At 70.8% G+C, this 21,796-nt stretch carries 23 protein-coding genes and 1 pseudogene; 19 read left to right on the forward strand and 5 right to left on the reverse strand.

Annotated elements, in window-relative coordinates:
- Positions 1-8 precede the first annotated feature (8 nt).
- The 11 genes and pseudogenes from trbE (at position 9) to DJ019_RS21345 (ending at position 9,183) form a co-directional block, all read left to right on the forward strand.
- Positions 9-2,435 (forward strand): conjugal transfer protein TrbE, encoded by a 2,427-nt coding sequence (gene trbE / locus DJ019_RS07980; RefSeq protein WP_111275431.1) that lies wholly within the window; start codon positions 9-11, stop codon positions 2,433-2,435.
- Positions 2,383-3,153, forward strand: a complete 771-nt coding sequence (locus DJ019_RS07985; RefSeq protein ID WP_165843928.1) for a TrbJ/VirB5 family protein — start codon at positions 2,383-2,385, stop codon at positions 3,151-3,153. Before trbE ends, DJ019_RS07985 begins: the two co-directional genes overlap by 53 nt.
- Positions 3,154-3,201: 48 nt before the next feature.
- Positions 3,202-4,497 carry a P-type conjugative transfer protein TrbL gene (gene trbL / locus DJ019_RS07990; protein WP_240606401.1) on the forward strand — a complete coding sequence of 432 codons (1,296 nt, stop codon included), beginning with the start codon at positions 3,202-3,204 and terminating at the stop codon, positions 4,495-4,497.
- Between the two features lie 4 nt (positions 4,498-4,501).
- The gene (trbF, locus tag DJ019_RS07995; protein WP_111275433.1) at positions 4,502-5,185 is read left to right on the forward strand and encodes a conjugal transfer protein TrbF; all 684 of its coding nucleotides are present in this window, start codon (positions 4,502-4,504) and stop codon (positions 5,183-5,185) included.
- A complete protein-coding gene (locus DJ019_RS08000; protein WP_111275434.1) occupies positions 5,164-6,228 on the forward strand; it encodes a TrbG/VirB9 family P-type conjugative transfer protein in 1,065 nt (354 codons plus the stop codon). The genes trbF and DJ019_RS08000 overlap by 22 nt, the downstream gene beginning before the upstream one ends.
- Positions 6,225-7,349, forward strand: coding sequence for a TraB/TrbI/VirB10 family type IV secretion system protein (locus DJ019_RS08005; protein ID WP_111275435.1), 1,125 nt, complete (start codon positions 6,225-6,227; stop codon positions 7,347-7,349). The genes DJ019_RS08000 and DJ019_RS08005 overlap by 4 nt, the downstream gene beginning before the upstream one ends.
- Positions 7,346-7,837, forward strand: coding sequence for a S26 family signal peptidase (locus DJ019_RS08010; protein ID WP_111275436.1), 492 nt, complete (start codon positions 7,346-7,348; stop codon positions 7,835-7,837). The genes DJ019_RS08005 and DJ019_RS08010 overlap by 4 nt, the downstream gene beginning before the upstream one ends.
- Entirely contained in the window at positions 7,831-8,427 is a 597-nt protein-coding gene (locus DJ019_RS08015; RefSeq protein WP_111275437.1) for a lytic transglycosylase domain-containing protein, read from the forward strand. The genes DJ019_RS08010 and DJ019_RS08015 overlap by 7 nt, the downstream gene beginning before the upstream one ends.
- Positions 8,424-8,708, forward strand: a complete 285-nt coding sequence (locus DJ019_RS08020) for a hypothetical protein (RefSeq protein WP_111275438.1) — start codon at positions 8,424-8,426, stop codon at positions 8,706-8,708. The genes DJ019_RS08015 and DJ019_RS08020 overlap by 4 nt, the downstream gene beginning before the upstream one ends.
- Positions 8,596-8,892 (forward strand): annotated as a pseudogene (locus DJ019_RS21655) (helix-turn-helix transcriptional regulator); the annotation flags it as partial. The gene DJ019_RS08020 and the pseudogene DJ019_RS21655, both read left to right, overlap by 113 nt.
- Before the next feature lie 138 nt (positions 8,893-9,030).
- A complete protein-coding gene (locus tag DJ019_RS21345; RefSeq protein ID WP_240606402.1) occupies positions 9,031-9,183 on the forward strand; it encodes a hypothetical protein in 153 nt (50 codons plus the stop codon).
- 483 nt (positions 9,184-9,666) lie between these two features.
- Here DJ019_RS21345 and DJ019_RS08030 read toward each other — a convergent pair whose 3' ends face one another.
- Together DJ019_RS08030 and DJ019_RS20765 are read right to left on the reverse strand one after the other, a co-directional pair.
- Complete coding sequence (locus DJ019_RS08030; RefSeq protein WP_205854104.1) at positions 9,667-10,338, reverse strand: TolC family protein; 672 nt, start codon at positions 10,336-10,338, stop codon at positions 9,667-9,669.
- 528 nt (positions 10,339-10,866) lie between these two features.
- Positions 10,867-11,373: a hypothetical protein gene (locus DJ019_RS20765; protein ID WP_133255263.1), complete on the reverse strand. Its 507-nt coding sequence runs from the start codon at positions 11,371-11,373 to the stop codon at positions 10,867-10,869.
- 441 nt (positions 11,374-11,814) lie between these two features.
- Between DJ019_RS20765 and DJ019_RS08035 the strand changes: the two genes are divergently transcribed.
- The 4 genes from DJ019_RS08035 (at position 11,815) to DJ019_RS08050 (ending at position 15,103) form a co-directional block, all read left to right on the forward strand.
- Complete coding sequence (locus tag DJ019_RS08035; RefSeq protein WP_111275531.1) at positions 11,815-12,624, forward strand: enoyl-CoA hydratase-related protein; 810 nt, start codon at positions 11,815-11,817, stop codon at positions 12,622-12,624.
- A gap of 33 nt (positions 12,625-12,657) precedes the next feature.
- Positions 12,658-13,797, forward strand: a complete 1,140-nt coding sequence (locus tag DJ019_RS08040; protein WP_111275440.1) for an NAD(P)H-dependent flavin oxidoreductase — start codon at positions 12,658-12,660, stop codon at positions 13,795-13,797.
- 13 nt (positions 13,798-13,810) lie between these two features.
- A complete protein-coding gene (locus tag DJ019_RS08045; RefSeq protein WP_111275441.1) occupies positions 13,811-14,257 on the forward strand; it encodes a PaaI family thioesterase in 447 nt (148 codons plus the stop codon).
- A gap of 63 nt (positions 14,258-14,320) precedes the next feature.
- Positions 14,321-15,103, forward strand: a complete 783-nt coding sequence (locus DJ019_RS08050) for an NUDIX hydrolase (RefSeq protein WP_111275442.1) — start codon at positions 14,321-14,323, stop codon at positions 15,101-15,103.
- Between the two features lie 12 nt (positions 15,104-15,115).
- Here DJ019_RS08050 and DJ019_RS08055 read toward each other — a convergent pair whose 3' ends face one another.
- From DJ019_RS08055 to DJ019_RS08065, 3 genes are read right to left on the reverse strand one after another with little or no spacing between them, the layout of a single operon-like run.
- On the reverse strand, positions 15,116-15,886 hold the full coding sequence (locus DJ019_RS08055; RefSeq protein ID WP_111275443.1) for an IclR family transcriptional regulator: 771 nt from the start codon (positions 15,884-15,886) through the stop codon (positions 15,116-15,118).
- Between the two features lie 8 nt (positions 15,887-15,894).
- On the reverse strand, positions 15,895-16,740 hold the full coding sequence (locus tag DJ019_RS08060; protein ID WP_111275444.1) for a MaoC/PaaZ C-terminal domain-containing protein: 846 nt from the start codon (positions 16,738-16,740) through the stop codon (positions 15,895-15,897).
- Positions 16,740-17,324 (reverse strand): carboxymuconolactone decarboxylase family protein, encoded by a 585-nt coding sequence (locus DJ019_RS08065; RefSeq protein ID WP_111275445.1) that lies wholly within the window; start codon positions 17,322-17,324, stop codon positions 16,740-16,742. Before DJ019_RS08065 ends, DJ019_RS08060 begins: the two co-directional genes overlap by 1 nt.
- A gap of 85 nt (positions 17,325-17,409) precedes the next feature.
- Here DJ019_RS08065 and DJ019_RS08070 point away from each other — a divergent pair, with 85 nt between their 5' ends.
- From DJ019_RS08070 to DJ019_RS08085, 4 genes are read left to right on the forward strand one after another with little or no spacing between them, the layout of a single operon-like run.
- Positions 17,410-18,504: a zinc-dependent alcohol dehydrogenase gene (locus tag DJ019_RS08070; RefSeq protein WP_111275446.1), complete on the forward strand. Its 1,095-nt coding sequence runs from the start codon at positions 17,410-17,412 to the stop codon at positions 18,502-18,504.
- A gap of 6 nt (positions 18,505-18,510) precedes the next feature.
- Positions 18,511-19,698, forward strand: a complete 1,188-nt coding sequence (locus DJ019_RS08075) for a thiolase C-terminal domain-containing protein (RefSeq protein ID WP_111275532.1) — start codon at positions 18,511-18,513, stop codon at positions 19,696-19,698.
- Positions 19,695-20,123, forward strand: coding sequence for a Zn-ribbon domain-containing OB-fold protein (locus tag DJ019_RS08080; RefSeq protein ID WP_111275447.1), 429 nt, complete (start codon positions 19,695-19,697; stop codon positions 20,121-20,123). Before DJ019_RS08075 ends, DJ019_RS08080 begins: the two co-directional genes overlap by 4 nt.
- On the forward strand, positions 20,120-21,751 hold the full coding sequence (locus tag DJ019_RS08085) for a flavin-containing monooxygenase (RefSeq protein ID WP_111275448.1): 1,632 nt from the start codon (positions 20,120-20,122) through the stop codon (positions 21,749-21,751). The genes DJ019_RS08080 and DJ019_RS08085 overlap by 4 nt, the downstream gene beginning before the upstream one ends.
- Positions 21,752-21,796: the final 45 nt, after the last annotated feature.

Raw genomic sequence — 21,796 nt, forward strand, 5'->3', positions numbered from 1 at the left:
GGCGACCGATGCGCTTCCTCGACGAGTTCCGCCGCCGCCCCGCCACCCTCGCCGACCACCTGCCCTGGGCGGTGCGGGTCGCCCCCGGCGTCGTCCTCAACAAGGACGGCTCGTTCCTCGCCGGCCTGCGCTTCCGCGGCCCCGACCTGGAATCGTCCACCGAGGACGAGTTGATGGCCGTCCGCGCCCGGCTCAACAACGCCCTGCGCCGGCTGGGGACGGGGTGGTGCGTCCACGTCGACGCCCGTCGCCGCCCGGCCTCGGTCTATCCGGACAGCGACATCGACGTCCCCGTCGCCTGGCTGGTGGACGCCGAGCGGCGGGCGGCCTTCGAGGGGGCCGAGCCGGCCTTCGAGACCGACTACCGCCTCAGCCTGACGTGGATGCCGCCGGCCGACGAGACCCGCCGGATCGAGCGGGTGATGTTCGACGGGCTGGCGCGCAGCGGTCGCGACTGGCGGGGCGCGCTGGCGCTCTTCCAGCGCGAGGCGGACGCCGTCTTCGACCTGCTGGCCGACACCCTGCCAGAGGCGCGCCGCCTGGGCGACGGCGAGCTCGTCACCTGGCTGCACGGCTGCGTCTCGCCCGCGGCCCATCCGGTGGACCCCGATCATCTCGCGCCGTTCCTGGACGCTGGACTCGCCGACGCGGCCCTGACCGGCGGGTTGGCCCCACGTCTCGGCGGGCACTGGCTGAAGGTCGTGTCGGTCCGCGCGCTCCCGGCCGCCACCCGGCCGGGCCTCCTCGACGCCCTCTCGTCGCTGCCCTTCGCCTACCGCTGGAGTGCCCGCTGGATCGGTCTCGACAAGGCCGACGCCGAGCGCGAGGTGCTGCGACTGCGCAAGCGCTGGTTCGCCAAGCGCAAGGGTGTCGGCGTCCTGCTGCGCGAGGCGATCACCAAGGAGGAGGTCCCGCTCCTCGACACTGACGCCGCGGGCAAGACCGAGGAATGCGACACGGCGCTCGCGGCGCTCGGCGCTGACGCCTGCGCCTTCGGCTATCTCACCCTCGCCGTCGTGATCCTCGACCCCGACCCCGAGGCCGCCGCCGGCAAGGCCCGGGCCGTCGAGGTCGCGCTCAACGCCCAGGGCCTGGTCGGACGGGCCGAGGACCTCAACGCCGTCGAGGCCTGGCTTGGGACCCTGCCCGGCGAGGCCTATGCCGACGTCCGCCGCCCGCTCGTGAGCACCCTCAACCTCGCCGACCTGATGCCGGTCTCGGCGGTCTGGGCGGGGCCGGAGCGCGACGGCGCCCTGGACGGGCCGCCGCTCGCCGTGGCGCGCACCACGGGCTCGACCCCGTTCCGCCTGGCGCTGCACGTCGGCGACGTGGGCCACGCCATGGTCGTGGGGCCGACCGGATCGGGCAAGAGCGCCTTGCTGGCCTTCCTGGCCCTGCAGTGGTTCCGCTATCCGGGCGCGCGCGTGGTCTTCCTGGACAAGGGCCGCAGCGTGCGGGCTGCGACACTCGCCGCCGGCGGCGCCTGGCGCGCTCTGGAGCCGGGCGCGGCCTTCGCCCTGCAGCCGCTGGCGCGGGTGGACGCGCCCGCCGACCGCGCCTGGGCCGCCGACTGGATCGAGGACGCCGTCCGCGCCGCCGGCGTCGAGGTGGGCCCGCGCCTGCGCGAGGAGGTCTGGTCGGCGCTGGGCGCCCTGGCCGACGCCCCCGTCGCCCAGCGCTCGCTCACCGTGTTCTGCGCCCTGGTGCAGGACCCGGCCGTCGCCGCCGCGCTCGAGCCGCTGACCCTGAAGGGGCCCTTCGGGAGCCTGCTCGACGGGACGCACGCCGACTTCGCGCCGACGCGGTTCGACACCTTCGAGCTCGAGACCCTGATGGCCACGCGCAGCGCCCTGGCCCCGGTCCTGGGCGCGCTGTTCCGCGAACTCGAGCGCGGCTTCGACGGCCGGCCCACCCTGCTGGTGCTCGACGAGGCCTGGCTCTTCCTCGACGACAGCCGCTTCGCGGCGAAGGTCCGCGAATGGCTGAAGACGCTGCGCAAGAAGCGCGTCGCCGTGGTCTTCGCCACCCAGTCGCTCGACGACGTCGCGGCCTCCTCGATCGCCGCCAGCCTGATCGAATCCTGCCCGACCCAGATCTTCCTACCCAATCCCCGCGCGCTGGAGCCGGCCTCGGCCGACCTCTATCGCGCCTTCGGCCTCAACCGCCGCCAGCTGGAGCTCATCGCCTTCGCGACGCCGAAGCGCGCCTATTACTGGCGCCAGCCGGAGGGCCGCCGCCTCTTCGATCTCAAGCTCTCCGGCGTGGCCCTGGCGCTCTGCGGCGCCGCCGCGCCCGAGGACCAGGCCCTGATCGACCAGGTCCTCGCCCGCTCCGGCCCGGACGGCTTCGCCCGCGCCTTCCTCGCAGCCAAGGGATTCGCCCATGTGGATGCCGTCTTCGACGCCGCCCAACCCGCCGCGCTCGCGGCGGAATAGGCTTCTCGGCGCGCTGGCGCCGCTCCTGTTCCTCGCCGCCTGCTCGGACCCGAAGCCGGCGCAGGCCCAGATGGTGGTCTTCGACCCGAAGAACCACCTGGAGAACGCCCTGCAGGCGGCCCGCCAGCTCGAGAGCCTCGCCAACGAAGCCCGCGCCCTCGCCAACCAAGCCCGCGCGCTCGCCGCCTCGCCCTACAGCCACCTCGGCGAGACCACCCAGACCCTCCGGGACATCGGCGAGCTCGCCCGTTCGGTGAAGGGCGTGGCCTCGGATCTGCAGGGTCTGCAGCAGGACTTCGAGCGGCTCTACCCGACCGCCGTGGAGGGGCTCGATCCGCGCAAGGCCCTGGAACAGGGCCGCGCCCGCAACACCCAGGCGCGCGAGACCGCCCTGGACCTGGCGCGGACCGCCGCCGAGCTGGAGCGTCTAAGCCGCGGGCGCACCGGACGTCTGGAGGGGGCGCTCAACGCCAGCCGAGGGGCCGAGGGCCAGACCGCGGCCATACAGTCCTCCACCCAGGTGCTGGCCGTGCTGGCCGAGGACCTGGGCTCGATGCGCACGCTGCTGATGGCGCAGTCGCGGCTGCTGGCGGCGGAAAGCGCCCGGCGCGCGGCGGAACGCGCGGCGAGCGCCGAGGCGCGACGGCAGTTCTGGGGGCGCGAGAGCCGCACGATCCCCAATCCGGATTTCAATCCATTCCCGCACGCGCGGAACTAGGCCGAGGCGTCGACTATGGCTGCCAGTCCCCAAACCGCGAATGACCTGATGACGGTGTTTTCTAACACCGTGTCGGCTGGCTTCGATGCGCTCAGCGGTGCGGTCAACGGTGTCTTCGGGCTGATGATCGCCCTCGTGGTGGCGCTCACCGGAATCCAATGGGCGCTGTCGTCGAACCGCGAGGTTCTCGCATCGGGCTTCGCGAAGGTCCTGCTGATCGGCGCGTTCGCCTACCTCATCAACGACTGGCAGGCCCTTTCTCAAACGATCCAGGTTGGCTTCATCGACCTCGGCCTCACCGCCGGCGGCGGCGGCCTCTCCCGGGCCGACTTCCTGAACCCCGGCGCGATCCTCCAGCAGGGGTGGGAGATCGTGAAGGCGCTGGGCGAGACGCCCGCCCCGGTCGACAATCCCATCGACGTGCTCGGCAACCTCACCGACGCGCTGATCCTCGGCCTCGCCATGATCGGCATCATGCTGGCCTTCGCGGTGCTGGCGCTGCAGATCATCGTCACCCTGCTGGAGTTCAAGATCGTCACCCTGGGCGGCTTCGTGCTGCTGCCGTTCGGGATCTGGTCGAAGTCCGCCTTCCTGGCCGAGCGGCCGCTGGGCTTCGTGGTCTCCTCCGGCCTCAAGGTCCTGGCCCTCGCCATCGTGGTCTCGGGCGCGCGCTCGGTGTTCGACGAGCTGCAGCCCTCCGCCGCCCCCGACCTCTACGAGGCCCTGGCGATCCTGGCCGCCTCGCTGCTGCTGGCGATGCTCGCCCTGTTCATCCCAAACCTTGCGTCCGCCCTGGTGACCGGCGGCCCGGCGCTCGGCGCCGGCTCGGCCGCCGCGGGCGCGCTGGCGGTGGGCGGGGTCGCGGCGGTCGGCGCGGCCGTGGCCGCGCCCTTGCTGACGCCAGTGCGCGCCGCCGCCGGGGCCGCGCAGGGCCGATCCGTCTCGCGGCCGGGCGCCGCGCCGCCGCGGCCCAACAACGACAACCCCCCCCGCGCGCCCGGGAGCGGCATGGCCGGTCCCGCAGCGCCCGGCAGCGGCGGACCGGGGCCCCAGGGCGCGGCCCGGCCGGCGGGCCCGGCGCCCGCCGCACCCGCGGCGCCACCTGGCGCGGACGCGCCGGCGCCCTCGGCGGACACGGAGCGGCTCGCCCGCGAGACCGAGGCCGCGCGGCGGGACTTTCACCGCGCCGCAGGCGCCGACCCCGCTTCGTCCCGGTCCATGGACCGGTCCCGCCGCAACTCGGCCCTGCAGGCCTTCTTCGTCGCCAACGCCGGCCGCAGCCTGCTGCCCGGGCATGAGGCGAGCGGCGCGCTCACCCCACCCCTGAAGGATGAGGAGGCTTGAGGCCATGCACCCCTTCTTCCGACCCAAGCGCGCCCTGGCCTCCGCCCCGGCCTCGACCCCCTACCAGCGGGCCGGCCAGGTCTGGGACGAGCGCATGGGGCTCACCCTGACGCATGCCCGAAACTGGCGGCGCATGGCCTTCGCCAACCTCGTCCTCGCCGCCGGCCTGGGCGGCGGCTGGTTCGCGGAGAGCCGCCAGGCGCAGGTGAAGCCCTTCGTCGTGGAGGTGAGCGACTGGGGCGAGACCCAGCGCATCACGGCCCTGGGGGGGCGCTACGAGCCGAGCGAAGCCCAGGTGGGCCACGCGCTCGCCGGCTGGATCCGCGCGGTGCGCGGCAAGCCCACGGACCCGGTGGTGATCCGCCAGAATTGGATCTCCGCCTACGACCTCACCACGCCCAAGGCCGCGGCCTTCCTCAACGCCTGGGCCCAGGCTCACGACCCGTTCGCCGAGGCCGGCCGCGAGGCCGTCAGCGTCGAGGTGCTGAACGTCGTGCGCCGCAGCCCCCGGACCTACGACCTGCAGTGGCGCGAGACCCGGTTCGTCAATGGCCAGCGGGCCGGCCAGGGCCGCTGGCGCGCCCTGATCACGATCAAGCTGCAGCCGCCCCGCACCGAGGCCGAGCTGATGAAGAACCCGCTCGGCATCCGCATCGAGGACGTGTCATGGACCCCCGACGCCGCCTGATCCGCACGCTGCTTCCGCTGGCCCTCGCCCTCATGGGCGCCGGCGGCTGCGGCCATCTTCCGCCGAGCCTGAGCCTGGATCGGCGGGCCCCCGAGACGCCCGCGGCCACGGCGACACAGCCGGCCGTCCTTGCGGAGGCTCCGGAGCTCGCGGAGGACCCACGCGGAGAGACGCCCACCACCCGGCGAACCTTCGCGGTCATGGCGCCGATCCCCAATCCCCCAGATCTCGGGAACCAGGCGAGGCCTGGGGTACGACCGGACCAGTCCGTATCGCCGCCGGACGCCGGTCCCGAGGCGATCGCCGCCGCCAACCGCCGCGCCCGGACGCACTCGCAGGCCGACGGCTTCCTGGGCGGGGTGCAGGTGTTCGCCTACGACCCGTCCCGCATCTACGAGGTCTGGACCGCACCGCTGCGGGTGACGGTGCTGACCCTGCCGTCTGGCGAGGGCGTCACCGCCGTCGCGGCCGGCGACACGGTGCGCTGGCAGATTGGCGAAACCCAGTCCGGCGACGGCGCGGACCGCCGGGCGCATGTTCTGGTCAAGCCGCTGGAGACGGGACTCGAGACCAACCTGGTGCTCACCACCAGCCGCGGCGTCTATCTCGTCCAGCTGCGTAGCGGCGGGCCGCAGGCCTTCAACGCCGCCGTGGCCTGGGACGTCTCGGCCGCCCTGCCGCGTCCCCTGCCGGGGCCGGAGGCGGCCGGGCTCTCGCCCGCCCAGCCCGTCGCCGCGTCGGAGGGGCCGCTCGACGCCCGCTATGCTGTGTCGCCACGGGGACGGCGGTCGCCGCCCTGGACGCCCACGGCGGTGATGACCGACGGCGTGCGCACGTATCTCGCGCTGCCTCCCGGCGCCGCCGCCCGCGAGAGCCCGGCGCTGTTCGCGGTGGACCCGGCCGGCCACGCCCAGATGGTCAACTACCGCCAGCGGAACGGCCTGCTTGTGGTGGATCGGGTGCTCGAGCGGGCGGAGCTGCGGCTCGGCGGGCGCAAGGGCCAGGTGGTGCGGATCCGCCGGCAAGGGGAGGGCGCGCCGTGACCCGTCTCGACGCCCCGGACGCTGGGTCCCAGCCCAAGACGACGCTGCCGCCGCTCGACACCCGGGCGCCGCGGCCGCGGGTGGCGCGACTGCGCCGCAGCGTGGTGACCGCCGCGGTGCTGGCGGCGGCGGCGCTGGTGGCCGGTGCGTTGGCCTGGGCCTTCGTGGCGCAGCCGGAGCTGCGGGCCCGCGCCTTCGCGGCCCGCGCCGGCGAAGCTCCGTCGGCCGCCGTGGGCCCGGTGCGCCCGAGCGAGATCGTCACGGACGGCCCCGCCCACTACGGCGAGCTCGACCGCCTGCCGCCGCCGCGGCGGCTCGGCGCGACGCCGGCCGAGGCCGACGCGCCCGAGCCCGCGCCGAGAATCCCTCCCCCGACCGCCCGTCCTTCCGGAGCGGCTCCCGATCCTCGCCGCCAGCTCCGCGACCAGGCCCGCGCCTCGGAGCTCTTCTTTGCGGCGGTGCGAAGCGCGTCGGCCCCGCCCGCAGCCCGAGACGCCAGCGGCCCGGCGGACCGGGACGCCTACAATTCCCACGCGCTCACTGCGCCGCTCAGCCCCTTCGAGGTGAAGGCGGGCGCGGTGATCCCCGCGGTGCTGCTCACCGCCATCGACACCGCCCGGACCGGCCCTGTCGTGGCGAGCGTCAGCGAGAACGTCTTCGACACCGTCGCCGGCCGCCATCTGCTGATCCCGCAAGGCGCGCGGCTGATCGGCCGCCACGAGGGCGAGAGCCGCTACGGCGACGATCGCGTGTTCATCGCCTGGAGCCGGCTGATCCTGCCCAACGGCAAGAGCCTGCGCCTGGAGGCGCCGCCCGGCGTGGACGCGCAAGGGGCGGTCGGCGTGCCAGGCAAGGTCGACCGCCGGCTCGGCGACCTGGCGATCGCCACAGTTTTCGCGGGCGCCATCACCACCCTGGGCCAGGCCGCGCGTGATCGCGACGACCGCGCCGGCAGTTTCTGGGGCGACGCCGGCGACGCCGCCGCCCTGGAGGCGGCGCGCGTGGGCGGCCGGCTCATCGACCGCGAACTGACCGTCCGGCCCTCGATACGACTGCGGCCGGGCGAGCGCGTCCGGGTGCTGGTGACCCACGACCTCCTTCTGGAGCCCTACGGACCATGAGCCGCTTCGTCCTTCACCTCGTCCTGGGCCTGGCGGGCCTGGCGAGCCTCGCCGCCGTGGGCCGCGCCGAGCCGCCGCGACTCCTGGTCAACGAGACGTCCAGCCTGCCGAGAGGGATCTATCTGCGCGCCTCCGACCCGCCCGCCCCCGGCCGCATCGTGGCGCTCCCTGCGCCCGCCGCGTCGCAGGCCTACCTCGCCCGCCTCGGTGCGACCCCGCGGGCGCGGCTGCTGAAGCGGGTTGCGGCCACGGGCGGAACGGCCGTCTGCGTCTCGGACCGGCGGCTGACCTGGCCGCAGGGCGCCGTCCGGATCCTGCTCCGCGACCGGCAGGGCCGCCCGCTGCCGCGCTGGCGCGGGTGCCGCAGGCTCGCGCCCGGTGAACTGCTCCTGCTGGGCGACACGCCCGCCAGCTTCGACAGCCGCTACTTCGGGCCGGTGCCCGACACCGAGATCGATGCGGTCTACGCGGAGGTGCTGACATGGTGATACGCGGAATCCTGGCCGGGGCGCTCCTGGCCGCCACCGCAAGCCCGGCCGGGGCCCAGGCCGACTGGAGCGCGGCCGGCGGGGGCCTCTTTCCCGCCCTGCCGGCGCCGGCCGAGCGCCCGCGCGATCTCGGGTCTGCAGCGGCCGTTCGCCTTACGCCGCCGGTCCAGCCGTTCGACGCTGCGGTTGCCGCGGCCGCCAGTCGGCACGGCCTCGACCCCAAGTTGCTGCACGCGCTCGTGGTCGCCGAGAGCGCCTACCGCCCGACCGCCGTCTCGCCGGCGGGCGCGGTCGGCCTCACGCAGCTCATGCCGGCGACGGCCCGCGAACTCGGCGTGCGCGACCGTCGCGACCCGCACGACAGCCTGGCCGGCGGCGCCGACTACCTCGCCCGCCAGCTGCTGCGCTTCGCCGACCTGCGCCTGGCCCTAGCGGCGTACAACGCCGGACCGGAGCGGGTCGCCCGTCTCGGGCGGGTTCCGAGGATCCCCGAGACCGAGGCCTATGTCGCCACCGTGGTCGAGTGCTACCTGGCGGTCTCGGCCAGGCGGTCTATCCGCTCGGCCAGCGACTGCCGGAGGGCGCCATGACCACTTCGACCGCGCGCCCGGATCCTCCCGGCGACGAAAGCGACCAGGACCTGCTGACGCGGACAGAGGCGTCGGCCTATCTCGTCCGGTTCAACGTTCGACTCAAGCCGGCGACGCTCGCGAGGATTTGGTCGGTGGGGGGCGATGGCCCCCCCTGCGAGCACATTCGTGGAAAGCCCTGGTACCCTCGCGGCGCACTGCGCGAATGGGCGCGGGCGCAACGCACAGGCCTGCGCCGGAACCGGCGCGAGCAGAAGCTCGATCCACGCGTCTGGAGCTGAAGCGTTGGCCAACTGGCGCACCTTCCTCGACGCGGAAACCTCGGGCGGCCGTTTCCTTCCCTGGCGGGAAGTGGCGGTGTCCACGGGGCTCAGCCGAACGACGGCGTGGCGCCTCCAGAAGCGCGGTGACTTCCCGTCTCCATATGCCATCTCCCCCGGCCGCGTCGGCTATCGCGAGGCTGAAATCGAGGCGTGGCGCGTCTCGCGGGGCCACAGCGTCGGGCGGGCGAGCGCGAGAGGCTCGGCGACCCCTGGCGGCCCGGATAGGTGCGCGACCTCACGTGACCGCTTAGCGTCGCAAGGGCCCCGGTTGGACGAGCCGATGGCCGAAGGCGCCGACAACTGCGAGGCGAAGGCGCCGCAGGTGGTCGCCAGCGTGGAGCGGGTTCGCGCCGCGACCCGGCGGGGAGCGGCCGCGCGACGCCGTTGCCAGCACGCGAAGGCGATCGCTCAGCAGATGTTGTTCGACTTCTGACGCCTGCGAACGACGGGACGGTCGCACCGTCGATGCATCATCGGGGGGCAAGTCTGGGCGGGCGAGCCGCGCCCTTCGAGTCTTCCGGACCAGAGCCTTTTTTGGTGCCCCCCCGCGGCGGCACGCCCGTCGCCCAGGGATTCGGGCGGCGCCGCGAGAGCCGAGGCGCCACAGCGGCGGACCAGGCTCAAGGTTTCCATCCTAGCGCAGCCAGATGTGGACAGCCCACAATATGCCGCCACGAGGGAGTCGCCCGACTGATCCGAGATCCGCGGATGTCCGTGGAGCCGCGCGGCGGTCGGGGCCGGGTCTTCCTCGACGTGGATCCGTGGCAACCCCGACCGACGGGCCGGATATCTGGGTCGTCCACTCCGTGGTGCGCCACGCACTGGCCGGCGCCTCCGCGGGCTCCGGTCGCGCTCGGCGCGGTAGCGGGCCGAAGCGCCGCGGGTTGAGATCGGCAGCGAATGACCTGTGCATCCACTACCCGCGATCAGGCGAGTCCTCGGGCAGGGTCGTCGCCCCGGCGCGCCAGCCCAATCCCAGCGACCTCTGGATCGCCACCCAGCTGGTGGTCATCGCCGCAACCGCGCGGCTGAGGTTCGCTCTGGCCTGGGCACGCTGGCGGAGTGCCAGGTTGAGGTCGCTCCGCCCGATCGCGCCTGCGGTGAAGCGCTGTTGGTTGAGCTCGGCCGCCGTGTCCGCCTGGCGGCTGATCTGCGTGAGCGCCGCGACGTTGATGCGATGCTGGCCAAACCTTTGGAGCGACTGTTCGGCGTCCTGAAGCGCGCGGAGCACGACATCGCGGTACCGCGCGTCCGCCTCGCCACGCGCGGCCTGGGCCTGGTCGATCGCGGCTGCGGTCCGCCCGAAGTCCAAGAGACTCCATTGCAGGCGCGGCAGCGCGATCGTCGAGAGGTTCGCCACGTCGAAGACGTCTTCGGGGTCGGTTCCCCCGAGTCCCAGGATGCCCATGAAGGACAACCGCGGAAAGCGTGCAGCCTCCGCCACGCCAACCCGCGCGTTCGCGGCGGCGAGCCGGCGCTCGGCGGCGCGGATATCCGGTCGACGTGCGATCAGCTCGGCCGGGTCGCTTACGGCGATGGAGGCAGGCGGCAGGGGAATAGGCGCCGGCGCCGCCAGCAGATCGTCCAAGCCGCCCGGCGCACTCCCGATGAGGACCGAGAGCGGTCCTTGAAGACCGCAATGTCGGCCTCCGCTTCGGCGATCTGCGACCTCAAGAGCTCGAGCTCGGCATTCGCGGCGCCGACCGGAAAGAGGGGCAGGGCGCCGGCCGAATAGCGCTGATACGTCAGCTCCAGGGTCTGCTGCTGCAGATCCTGCTCCCGACGCGCGAGCTCGAGCCGGAGCTGCGCCTCGCGGAGGCTGATGTATGCGCGCGCGACTTCCGCGGTGAGCTGCCTTTCGCGTCGTCAACGGTCGCGACCAGGGCCGCGGCCTCGGCGTTGGCGCTTTCGATGCGCCGAGATTGCCCCTGCGGACCTTACGCACCATTCGCTTTGGGCTGGCCTCACGCCCGCAGAAAAGAAGGTGATGAAGCGGCTGCTCGAGCGGGTGAGCGGCAACGTGCGTTCTCCGACCTGAGCGCCCCGGGTCCACCTGCCTTCCGCTGTTCATCGCGGGCCGTACGCTCGAGCGAACGCCGGCGAACGACGACGGCCCTCAACGCAGCACCTTGCATCTGCGAGCGGCTTGCAGGCCGCGTAGAAAGCCTCGCCTGGCAAGCGCAGCGTCCAACGCGAGTTCCGCTTCCCGCTTGGCGGCGGCCGCGCCCGTCAGTTCCCGCACGACACTTCGGAACGGCACCACGGAATTAACGAGGGACCGTCCCCCGGCTTCAACGATACGTGTTGCCCGGTTGTCCTTCGGCAGCGGCGGCGCATCGAAATCCGGTCCCAAGGCGACGTCGAGCTCGCGAACGGACGCGGCCAGCGCGCGGCAGCTTCCAAGGCCTCGAGTGCTGTAAGGCGCTGCGGCAGCGTGAGAGATGACCTCCGGAATCCTAGGCGAAACGACGCCGAGGTCGCGAGCCGGCTGGGTCACCACCGCTCTCGCGCCGTCGAGGCGCACCGCGCTGGAGGCCTCGTCCTTGGGCTGCGCCAAGGTCCCCGAAGGCCACGTCACAGCTAGAGCAACGATCACCGCCACGCTGGAAAATTTGTAAGCCATGATACAAAAAGTGTCATTGCTCCCCGAAAGTTCCGAGGCCGCCGTCACCCTGCCTTGCACTGGCCGCTTGTCGCCATTTTGCGGTCGGCGGCATCCGCCGCCTCATCGTTACTGGCCAGGTTCCATGGGCGCGGTCGACTCTGTGCGCCTCAGGGCCAGGCCATCTCTGGCCGCTCCGCCGACGCGATGGGCGCGCTCGAAACTCATCTCTCGCCTTCGCGCCCTCAGGCCGGACCAACTCGGGTCCCTTCGGCCTTTGCGAACCCAAGGTTCCTAAGGGCCGGCGCAAATGGTCCGCCACCCCTCGTCGCTGGGGGGCCGGACGAAGGGGCGGGCGCCGCCGAGCGCCTCTGCTGAAGATGCGCATTCGTGCCTTGGCTTACCCAAGGACATGCGCGACACATTCGTGATATAGCACGACACATATGAGCGAGGGTGAAGATGCACGAGGTCGTTGGCTTGGAGCGCATCGGCCACGTGGCCATCGTGACACTCAACCGCCCTGAGGCGCGCAACGCCCTCAACCCCGAGATGATCGTGCGCCTCGCCGCCGCATGGCGGACGGTGCGCGACGATCCGGACATCCGCGCCGCCGTCGTGACGGGCGTCGGGGACAAGGCGTTCTGTTCCGGGGCGGACCTCGGCCGTCTGATCCCGCTGATCAGCCGCAGCCGCGAGCCTGAGGACGACTGGGATCGTCAGGTCGTCGAAGACCGGGAGATTCTGGGGACGGCGCTGCTGCGGACGTTTGATGCAGTCAAGCCGGTGGTCGCGGCGATCAACGGCCACGCCATCGCCGGCGGCATGGAGTTGGCGCAAGGAACGGACCTTCGCGTGGCGTCAGACGCCGCCAAGCTCGGCGTGCAGGAAGTCAAGTGGGCGATCTTTCCGGGCGGGGGATCGACCGTGCGCCTGCCGCGGCAACTCCCCTATGCGCGGGCGATGGAACTGCTGCTTACGGGGGATCTGATCTCCGCGGACGAGGCGCTCACATGGGGCTTCCTGAACCGCGTCGTACCGCCGGGTGACGTTCTGGAAGCGGCCCTTGAGTTGGCCCAGCGCATCGCCGCCAACGGGCCGATCGCCGTCCAGGCGATCCGCCGGTCCGCACGCGCCTGCCTTGGCCGGCCGGAGGAAGAAGCGATGTCCCTGGAGGCGAAGTTCTCCGCTCCGGTGTTCCGGAGCGAGGATGCGCGCGAGGGGCCGCGCGCCTTCATGGAAAAACGCACACCGGTATTTTACGGGCGCTGAGGCGCCAGGGAAACGTCAGCGAGAAAGGTCGCCATGCCGCTGCACAGCCGAATTTGTGAGATCCTCAACATCCAGTACCCGATCGTTCTGGCGGGCATGGGCGGGGCGAGCGTGCCGCGCCTGGCGGCCGCGGTGTCCAACGCCGGGGGCCTGGGCGTCTTGGGGGCGGCCGCATGCCCCCCGGAGCAGCTGCGCGCCTGGATCCGCGAAGTCCGCACGCTCACGGACAAGCCGTTTGGCGTGGACACCCTACTGCCGGCGTCGGTGCGACGCAGCGGCGGACCTGCGGCTGGCGAGGCCTCAGGGGGCCTCTCGCCCGTCGACCGCCTGGAAGAGGCCCGTGCGTTTGCTGGCGACTTCATGCGGCGCGAAGGCCTGGAGGCCTCGTCGCGACCGCCACGCGCAGCGGATGACGGAAGCGCCGTCGAGGGATTGGCGATGTTCTCGAAGGACTTCTTCGAGGCGCAGATGGAAGTCGTGGTCGAAGAGAAGGTCCCGGTCTACGCCGCCGGCCTCGGCAATCCAGCGCCGTGGATGGATCGTTTCCGCGAGAACGGCACGAAGGTGATGGCGGTGATCGGCTCGGTGAAGCACGCACTGCAGGTCGCCTCCTCGGGCATCGACGTGGTCGTGGCCCAGGGCCATGATGGAGGCGGCCACAACTCCCCGATCGGCACCATGGCGCTGATCCCGCAGGTGGTGGACGCCGTGGGCGGTCGCCTGCCGGTCCTCGGCGCGGGCGGCATCGCGGACGGTCGCGGCGTCGCCGCGGCTTTCATGCTGGGCGCGGAGGGGGCCTGGGTGGGGACGGCCTTCCTGGCGACCGAGGAGGCAGGGCTTCTTCCGTTCCAGAAGGAAGCCCTCGTGGAAGGCGGTGATGGCGACACCATGGTGTCCAAGTCCGTGACGGGGAAGCCGGCGCGCGTGATCCGAAACAAGTGGGCCCAGGCCTGGGTCGATGCTGGCCGGGACCCGCTGCCCATGCCCTACCAATCCATGGTGGCCGGCCCGGTCATGTCGGCGGCTTCGCGCGCCGAGCGCAAGGACATCGTGCCGGGGTTTGCCGGCCAGGGCATGGGACTCATCAAGGCGATCCGCCCCGCCCGCGATGTGTTTGCCGATCTCGTGTCCGGCGCGGAGGCTGCACTGGCCCGCGCGCAGACCTATTCCTGATCGGGAGGTTACGATGATCGCGCGCCGCATGCCCGACTTCCATCCCGAGATGGTCGACGGCTTCATCGCCAGTAGCAACCGGATGACGGGCCTGCCCGAGTTCCTCGGTATCCGAGTGACCAACATCGAGGCTGGACGCCTCACGGCGGAGATGACTGTCGATCCAAAACTGTTGACGAGCTTCGGCAACATGCACGGGGGTGTCCTCTCGGCGCTTTGCGACCATGTGCTGGGATGCGTGTGTTACCCGCACATGGAGAAGGGGCAGTGGGCCGCGACGACAGAGTTCAAGATCAACCTGCTGGCGCCGGTCTCCACGGGGGCGGTGCGCGCGCACGCCGAGATTCTCTCGATGAGCAAACAGACGGCCGTCGTGCGGATCGAGATGGAGAACGAGGGCCGGCTATGCGGCTCGGCCCAGGGAACCGTACTGATCCAGAACCCCCGGCCAAAGGGCTAGCGTCGCCGCCCGCCGGCACAGTGTACACAGCGCCCGCCATGCGGGTTTTCAGGGAGAGCCAGGATGCCCGACGCGCCACAAGCGCCCGAACCGAAGCCGGCCGCGACGGTGCTGCTGCTGCGCGATCAGCCGGAGTTTCAGGTCCTGATGGTAAAGCGTCACCATCAGATCGATTTCGCTTCCGGTGCCCTGGTGTTTCCGGGCGGCAAGACCCACGCGGGCGACAGCGATCAAGGTTGGGCACAGCATGCGTTGGGGTGGGACAAGCTGGATGCCGTGCAGCGGACCTTGCGCATTGGAGCAATCCGAGAGGCCTTCGAGGAGGCGGGCATTCTGCTCGCGCAGTCTTCGGACGGCGCGCCGTTCGAGGCGCCGTGCGACGCGTCGGTCCGCAGCGCAGTGGACGCCGGTGAGCTCGCTTTCATCGACGTGGTGCGCGATCTCGGCGTCAAACTTCGGCTCGACGATCTGGCCGTCTTCGCCCGCTGGATCACGCCCACCATGATGCCGAAGCGTTTCGATACATGGTTCTACGTCTTGCACGCTCCGCCGGGACAAGTGGCGGCCTGCGACGGGCGCGAAACCGTCGACGCGGAATGGATTGCGCCCGCAGAGGCCGTACGAATGGCCGCGTCGGGCGAGCGCACCATCATCTTCCCGACCCTTATGAACCTGCGACTCCTCGCGGAGGCCCAGACTGCGCGCGAATGCCTGGACCGCGCCCAGGCCCGGACGTTGGTCACGGTGCTGCCCGAAGTCACGGTGCGGGATGGAGCGCGTGTGCTCGTGATCCCGCCCGACGCCGGCTACGGTGACGTGTCGCAGCCCCTGAGCGCCCTGCGCTGAGGGCGGGCAAACCTAGGCCGAGGCCCGTTCAGCAGGCGCGAGGTCGGTAAGGGCGCTTCGGAGAATGTCGAGGATTTCCGTCCTGCGCCCCTGGAAGAAGGGCTCGGCGGCCGCCACCGCGAGGGCGAGCGGCCGGTTGGCGTAGCCCGCGCGCAGCGGGACGGCGAGCATGGCGGCGTGCGGCGTCACCAGCCCGACGTTGAACGCGAAGCCCCGGGCGGCAGCCTGGCCGGCTTGCTTCTCGATGACCTCCGCGGCCGGCGCGGCCTCGGGTCCATCCCACGTCGCCAGGGCCCGGAGGATCAGAATGCGTCGGCGTTCCTCAGGCTCTTGTCCAAGCAGGACGTGGCCCAGCGTGGAGCGAGCCAGGCACCGCCGGTCGCCGGCCTTCACGTGATATCGGATCGGCGTTTCCGCCTCGAGCACACGCACGTACTGGCAGTAGCCGTCGCTGATCGACCCGAGCACAACGGTCATGCCGGTCGCATCTGCGATCGCGCGCATCTGGTGCTGGATGCCTCGGAGCGAGAGGATTTCCTCGCCGACCCAGTGGCCCAGCAGCGACACGCGGATGGAAGGAAAGAACGTCTTGTCCGTGATCGAGTATTCGAGGTAGCCGAGGTCCGCTAGGCTGCGCAGCAGCGCCGCGGTGCTCGAATGCGGATAGCCCAGCGCCTGCGCGACGTCGTGGATGGGCGCCGGACGCCGCACGGCGTCGAAATACTCGAAGATCTCAAGCGTCCGAGCGGCGGACTTGACGATGGAAGCGTCGGGACTGCGCATGGACGAACCTACTCCGTGAACCTCGCCTCGGCGTTGGACAGCACGATCCGGCCGTCCTGAGTCTCGGCCTGCACGAGGGCCCGACCGGGCCCGTCCCGCCAGATGCGCGTCGTGATGGTGTCGCCAAAGCCCACACGATCTGCGAAGCGGCCCCGCATGGCGCGAAACGCTGCGGGGTCGTCATGGCATAGTTCCCGCAGGATCGCACGGCCGACGACGCCATAGGTGCAGAGGCCGTGCATGAAGGGCGCCGGAAAGCCGCCCTTCAGCGCGAAATCCGGATCGATGTGAATCGGGTTCAGGTCGCCGGAGAGGCGGTAGATGGCGCCCTGTTCCGGGCGTGTCTCAAACGCCACGGTGATGTCCGCCGCGCGCGCCGGTGGCGCCGCGTCGGCGGAGGCTGGGCCTCTCTCGCCGCCGAAGCCTCCGCCGCCCCGCACGAACAGGGTGGCGTGGGTCCGGAACAGCTCGCCGTCGCTGTCGAACCCGTGACTTTCGATGCCGATGACGGCGGCCTTGCCCTTGTCCCAAACCTCGGTGATCCGCCCCGTCACCGTCACCTCGGCCTGCGGAGGAAGGGGTCGGAAAAGCTCAACGGACTGCTCTCCGTGCAGCAGCATCTCCAGACGCATGTCGACGTCTCGCATGACGGCGCTCATGGCCCCGCCGCCCGCGATCACGGCGAAGGTCGGCAGCACCTTGGGGCCTCGGCCTTCGTAGACGTACTCGAGATCCTCGGCGGGTCTCGCGCCGACGCCGAGCGCATAGAGGATCGCGTCGCGCGGGGACCAGGTGCGCGTCACGGCAGGGAGCGTGAGACCGACGAGATCGGCCGAGATCGGTTTGCGCGGCATCAGGGTTGGGCTCCGACGAAAGGGACTTCACCATCCGGCGGCCAGGCCGCGACCCCGTCTTCGAGCGGCGCCTGCAGGCTTCGCAGCAGCTGCGAGAACATGGTCCAGTTTCCCAAGGCGATGACCAGCTCGATCCGCTCCTGATCCGAGCGGAGGTGGCGGCAGCAGGCCGCCCACGCCTCGTCGCCGATGGCTCCTTTGTCGAGGGTGTCGTCGGTCGCCTGCAGGACGGCCCGATCAGCCTCGCTGAGTTCCGCCGCCTCGCGCCAACGCCGCACCGCCAGGAGATCGGCTTCGGGGATATCCAGGCCGCGTGCGACCCGCCAGTGCTGGGTCCATTCGTAGACTGCGCCCGTCCGCCAACCGATCCGGAGGATGAGCAACTCGCGGAGCCGCGGGTCGAGCGCGTTCCCGGTGAACAGGAGCGTCTGCAACAGGTCGCCGAGGCGCTGCGCCACCGTCGGGTGGCGTAACAGGATGCGGAACACGCTCAGCTCGGCGAAGGCTTCGGGCAGCCCATGCCGGCGCGCCGCGTCGCGCGCATCGGGCAGATCCAGCATCGGCACCCGGGGTTCCACGCGCATCTTGGGTCTCTTGCGTCATCACACGGATATGCGTTAGGTGTGACACAAGCATGTTATGGACGTCTAGCCTTGATCGGGTTCTTGGATGTTGCCGAAAACCACGCTCGCCATGGTGCAGACCGGTCCGCGGCGCCTCGAGGCCCGCGAGCTGCCGATGCCGGCGATCGACGACGACAGCGCCATTCTCCGGGTTGAAGCCTGTGGTATCTGCGGGAGCGACTACGAGCAGTTCGAGGGTGTCCTGCGCGTCCCGACGCCCGTCGTGCCGGGCCATGAGCCGCTCGGGGTGATCGCGGCCATCGGCGACCGCGCGGCGCGGCGTTGGGGTGTCGATGTCGGCGACCGCGTTGCGGTCGAAACCATGCTGGCTTGCCACTGCTGCGACACCTGCCTGGGCGGGCGCTACCACCTCTGCAGCCACCGGCAGATCTACTCGTACATTCCCCTGAGCTCGGAGCCGGGGCTTTGGGGCGCCTACGCCCAGTACATGTGGCTTGCGCCGAATGCGATCCTGCACAGGATGGATCCTGCCCTCCCGCCCGAACTCGCGGTGATGTTCAATCCGCTCGGCGCCGGGTTCCGGTGGGCGGTCGAGGTGCCCCAGACACAGGTCGGGGACACGGTCCTGATCCTGGGCCCGGGACAGCGAGGCCTGGCGAGCGTGGTCGCCGCGCGCCATGCTGGCGCCGGAAAGATCATCGTGACCGGCCGGTCCGCCGACGCTCGCAAGCTGGAGATCGCGCGGCGGCTCGGCGCCGACCACACGATCGACGTCGACAACGAGCCGGCGCTGGAGCGGATCAAGAGTTACACCGGTGGCCGCGGCGCCGACGTGGTGGTGGAGGTCACCTCCTACGCGACCGAACCCGTGCGCGACGCCCTGGGCTATGTCCGGCCCGGCGGAACGATCGTGCTCGCGGGCGTCAAGGGCTTCAAGCCCGTCGATGACTTCGTGTCCGATCTGATCGTCCTGAACGAAATCACCATCAGGGGCGTCATCGGCGTGACGTCGTCCGGCTACCGCAAGGCGATCGATCTGATCCACGCCCGCACAACGCCGCTCGAGATCATGCACACGCACGATTTTCCCCTCGAGCAGGCCGAGCGGGCCATCCGGACGCTGGCGCGCCAGGTCGAGGGCGAGGAGTCCATTCATTCCTGCCTCATTCCACCGGTCTGACAGATGATGAGCCGCGAACAATTCCATTTCGCCGACAAGGCCGCGATCGTCGGGATCGGCGAGACGCCCTACGTCAAGGGATCCGAACGCACGGCCGTGGACCTGATGTTGGAGGCGTCCCGGCGGGCCATCGCCGATGCGGGTCTTGCGCCGCGCGACATCGACGGCATGGTTCCGCCCCCCATCTACACGACGTCCGAGGAACTCGCCGCAAACCTGGGCGTCGACGTACTGCGCTACGCCTCAACCGTACACATGGGGGGCGCCAGCCCGACCACGGCCCTTCAGAACGCGGCGATGGCGGTCGCTGCGGGGATCGCCGACAACGTGCTCGTCGTGCTCGGCTGGAACGGCTTTTCAGCGCTACGACCGAAGGCGGGCGCGCCGCCGCAGCGGCCGATGAACATGAACACGCTGACGCGGACGATCCAGGGCTTCTATCTGCCCCACGGCGTGACCCTGCCTGTGCAGATGTACGCGTGGCTGGCGATGCGGCACAAGCAGCTGTACCGCGTTCCGGGCCAGGCGATGGCGGAAGTCGCGCTCGCTTGTCGCGAACATGCGCAGCTCAACCCGCGGGCCCTCACCTATGGGCGGCCGCTGGACGTGGAGACCTATTTCGACGCGCGCTGGATCGCGGAGCCCTTCCGGCTCTACGACTGCTGTCTCGAGACCGACGGCGCGTGCGCCGTGGTCGTGACCAGCGCCGAGCGGGCGAAGGACTTGCCGCATCGGCCCGTCTACATCGCGGGAGCCGCCGAAGGGCATCCCTATCCCGCCGACGACATCCCGTCGCGCCCCGACATGTTCAAGATCGGGCTGAGCTACGCCGCGCCGCGCGCCCTGGGGATGGCGGGCGTGTCGATCGACGAGATGGACTTCCTCCAGGTGTACGACTGCTTCACCTACGTGGTCCTGCTGCAGCTCGAGGCGCTCGGATTGTGCGAGCCAGGCGGTGTCTACGATGTCGTCAAGGACGGCCAGCTCCGCCTCGGAGGCCGACGTCCGCTCAACACGCACGGGGGGCTCCTGAGCGAGGCGCACGTCTGGGGTCTGAACCATGTCGTCGAGGCGGTGCGCCAACTCCGAGGCGACGCTGGCGAGCGTCAGGTCCGGGGCGCTCGCATGGGTCTCGTCACGGGTTGGGGCGATCTCGGCGACGGCAGCCTCGCCATCCTTCGGAACGACATATGACCCCGACGCCCCGCACCCAGGATCCCCTCGACGAGGCCTTCTGGTCCTATTGCCGACAGCGCGAGCTGCGGTTCCAGCGCTGCGGCGGCTGTGGCGCATGGCGGTTCCTGCCACGCTACATGTGCGCACACTGCGGCTCGCCCGACTTCACATGGTCCGAGTCGAGCGGGCGTGGGGTTCTCTACACGTGGACCGTCATCCACCAGGCGATGCACCCGGCATTCGCTAAGGACGTCCCCTACGTCGCGGCCGTCGTGGAACTGGAGGAGGGGGTGCGGCTCGCAACCCGCCTGACGCGCTGTGCGCCGGACGAACTGCGGTTGGGGCTCCCGGTGCGGCTGGCCTTCCACGATCTCGGCGATGGCGTCATGGCGCCCTGGTTCGAACTCGTCGAACCGACAGCCGACAGGACGGACGGACAATGACGGACGCCGCCGCCCCATCACCATCGGCCGAACCGTTCGAGGTCATCGTCGTAGGCGCAGGCTTCAGCGGCCTCTATCAGCTCCGGCGGTTGCGGGAGCTTGGGTTCCGGGTCCGCCTGCTCGAGGCCGCTCCGGACCTGGGCGGGATCTGGTACTGGAACTGCTATCCCGGCGCACGGGTCGACAGCCATGTGCCGCTCTACGAGTACTCGGACCCCGAGTTGTGGCGGGACTGGTGCTGGAGCGAGCGCTTCCCGGCCTGGGCGGAACTTCGCCGGTACTTCGAGTATGTGGACCGCAAACTCGATCTGCAGAAGGACATCCAGTTCGGCTGTCGCGTCGAAGGCGCCCGCTTCGACGACACGCGGCATACCTGGCAGGTCCGCACCAACACGGGCCAAACCCTCGAAACGCGCTTCCTGCTGATGTGCACCGGGTTCGCCGCCAAGCCGTACACGCCCGATCTCCCCGGCCTCGACCGCTTTGAGGGTCTTGCCCACCACACCGCCCTCTGGCCGCAGGACGGCCTCGACATGGCCGGCAAGCGGGTCGGCGTCCTGGGGACGGGCGCCAGCGGGGTCCAGGTCGTCCAGGAGGCAGCCGCCGTCGCACGCGAGGTCGTCGTCTTTCAGCGGACACCCATAATCGCCTTGCCCATGCGCCAGCGACGGCTGAGCCGGGAAGACCAGGCGGCGCTGAAGCAGGAGTATCCCGCGCGCTTCGCGAGCCGGCCGCTCAACTTCGGCGGCTTCGATTTCAAGCGGATCGGCGGCGAGTCGGCGCTGGCGGCGTCGGAAGAGGAGCGGCGACGCGTCTACGAAACGTGCTGGGCCGCGGGGGGCTTCGCTTTCTGGTCCGCCACCTTCGGCGACATCCTGACCAATATGGCGTCAAACCGGACGGCCTATGATTTCTGGCGGGAGAAGGTGCACGAACGGGTCGAGGATCCGGTCGTCGCCGAGACGCTCGCGCCCTCGGAACCCCCGCACCCGTTCGGCGTCAAGCGGCCGTCCCTGGAACAGACCTACTACGACGTCTTCAATCAGCCGAACGTCACGCTGGTGGACTTGAGGGCCGATCCAATACGGGACGTGACCGCCACGGGTGTCCGGACCGCGCAACGCGGGCACGACCTCGACCTCCTGGTCCTCGCCACAGGCTTCGATGCGGTCACCGGCGGTCTGACACAGATCGATATCCGCGGACCGAGCGGCGCGAGCCTTGCTGAGACCTGGGCCGCCGGCGCCGCCACCTACCTGGGCATGGCAACCAAAGGGTTCCCGAATCTGCTCTTTCTCTATGGTCCGCAAAGTCCTTCAGGGTTCTGCAACGGGCCGAGCTGCGCCGAACTGCAGGGCGAGCACGTCGTCAGGCTGCTCGCGCATCTGCGCGCCGGCGGCTACCACCGCCTCGAGGCCAAAGCGTCCGCCCAGGCGGCGTGGTCGCAGCATGTCGAGGACGCTGGAGCGATGACGCTCTTTCCCTATGCGGACTCCTGGTACCTCGGCGCGAACATCCCCGGCAAGCCGCGGCAGTTTCTCAACTATCCGGGCGGCCTGCCCCTCTATCTGCAGGCCTGCGAAGCGTCGGCCGCAGCCGGCTACGACGGATTTGACCTGTCTCGATGAGGCCCAGGGATCAGAGCCTCGACACCGATCACCGAGCGGGGGACC

Origin of the sequence: Phenylobacterium kunshanense, from assembly GCF_003254525.1 — a bacterium.
Lineage (GTDB): Bacteria > Pseudomonadota > Alphaproteobacteria > Caulobacterales > Caulobacteraceae > Phenylobacterium > Phenylobacterium kunshanense.

Bases quoted from the DNA above. Each gene is read 5' to 3' on its own strand.
- trbF (WP_111275433.1), top strand. From the start codon at position 4,502: ATGCACCCCTTCTTCCGACCCAAGCGCGCCCTGGCCTCCGCCCCGGCC.
- DJ019_RS08035 (WP_111275531.1), top strand. From the start codon at position 11,815: ATGCACGAGGTCGTTGGCTTGGAGCGCATCGGCCACGTGGCCATCGTG.
- DJ019_RS08055 (WP_111275443.1), bottom strand. From the start codon at position 15,886: ATGCGCAGTCCCGACGCTTCCATCGTCAAGTCCGCCGCTCGGACGCTT.
- DJ019_RS08015 (WP_111275437.1), top strand. From the start codon at position 7,831: ATGGTGATACGCGGAATCCTGGCCGGGGCGCTCCTGGCCGCCACCGCA.
- DJ019_RS08010 (WP_111275436.1), top strand. From the start codon at position 7,346: ATGAGCCGCTTCGTCCTTCACCTCGTCCTGGGCCTGGCGGGCCTGGCG.
- DJ019_RS08065 (WP_111275445.1), bottom strand. From the start codon at position 17,324: ATGCGCGTGGAACCCCGGGTGCCGATGCTGGATCTGCCCGATGCGCGC.
- DJ019_RS08045 (WP_111275441.1), top strand. From the start codon at position 13,811: ATGATCGCGCGCCGCATGCCCGACTTCCATCCCGAGATGGTCGACGGC.
- DJ019_RS08040 (WP_111275440.1), top strand. From the start codon at position 12,658: ATGCCGCTGCACAGCCGAATTTGTGAGATCCTCAACATCCAGTACCCG.
- DJ019_RS08070 (WP_111275446.1), top strand. From the start codon at position 17,410: ATGTTGCCGAAAACCACGCTCGCCATGGTGCAGACCGGTCCGCGGCGC.
- DJ019_RS08020 (WP_111275438.1), top strand. From the start codon at position 8,424: ATGACCACTTCGACCGCGCGCCCGGATCCTCCCGGCGACGAAAGCGAC.
- DJ019_RS08085 (WP_111275448.1), top strand. From the start codon at position 20,120: ATGACGGACGCCGCCGCCCCATCACCATCGGCCGAACCGTTCGAGGTC.
- DJ019_RS08075 (WP_111275532.1), top strand. From the start codon at position 18,511: ATGAGCCGCGAACAATTCCATTTCGCCGACAAGGCCGCGATCGTCGGG.
- trbL (WP_240606401.1), top strand. From the start codon at position 3,202: ATGACGGTGTTTTCTAACACCGTGTCGGCTGGCTTCGATGCGCTCAGC.
- trbE (WP_111275431.1), top strand. From the start codon at position 9: ATGCGCTTCCTCGACGAGTTCCGCCGCCGCCCCGCCACCCTCGCCGAC.
- DJ019_RS08000 (WP_111275434.1), top strand. From the start codon at position 5,164: ATGGACCCCCGACGCCGCCTGATCCGCACGCTGCTTCCGCTGGCCCTC.
- DJ019_RS21345 (WP_240606402.1), top strand. From the start codon at position 9,031: ATGGCCGAAGGCGCCGACAACTGCGAGGCGAAGGCGCCGCAGGTGGTC.
- DJ019_RS08050 (WP_111275442.1), top strand. From the start codon at position 14,321: ATGCCCGACGCGCCACAAGCGCCCGAACCGAAGCCGGCCGCGACGGTG.
- DJ019_RS20765 (WP_133255263.1), bottom strand. From the start codon at position 11,373: ATGGCTTACAAATTTTCCAGCGTGGCGGTGATCGTTGCTCTAGCTGTG.
- DJ019_RS08060 (WP_111275444.1), bottom strand. From the start codon at position 16,740: ATGCCGCGCAAACCGATCTCGGCCGATCTCGTCGGTCTCACGCTCCCT.
- DJ019_RS07985 (WP_165843928.1), top strand. From the start codon at position 2,383: ATGTGGATGCCGTCTTCGACGCCGCCCAACCCGCCGCGCTCGCGGCGG.
- DJ019_RS08080 (WP_111275447.1), top strand. From the start codon at position 19,695: ATGACCCCGACGCCCCGCACCCAGGATCCCCTCGACGAGGCCTTCTGG.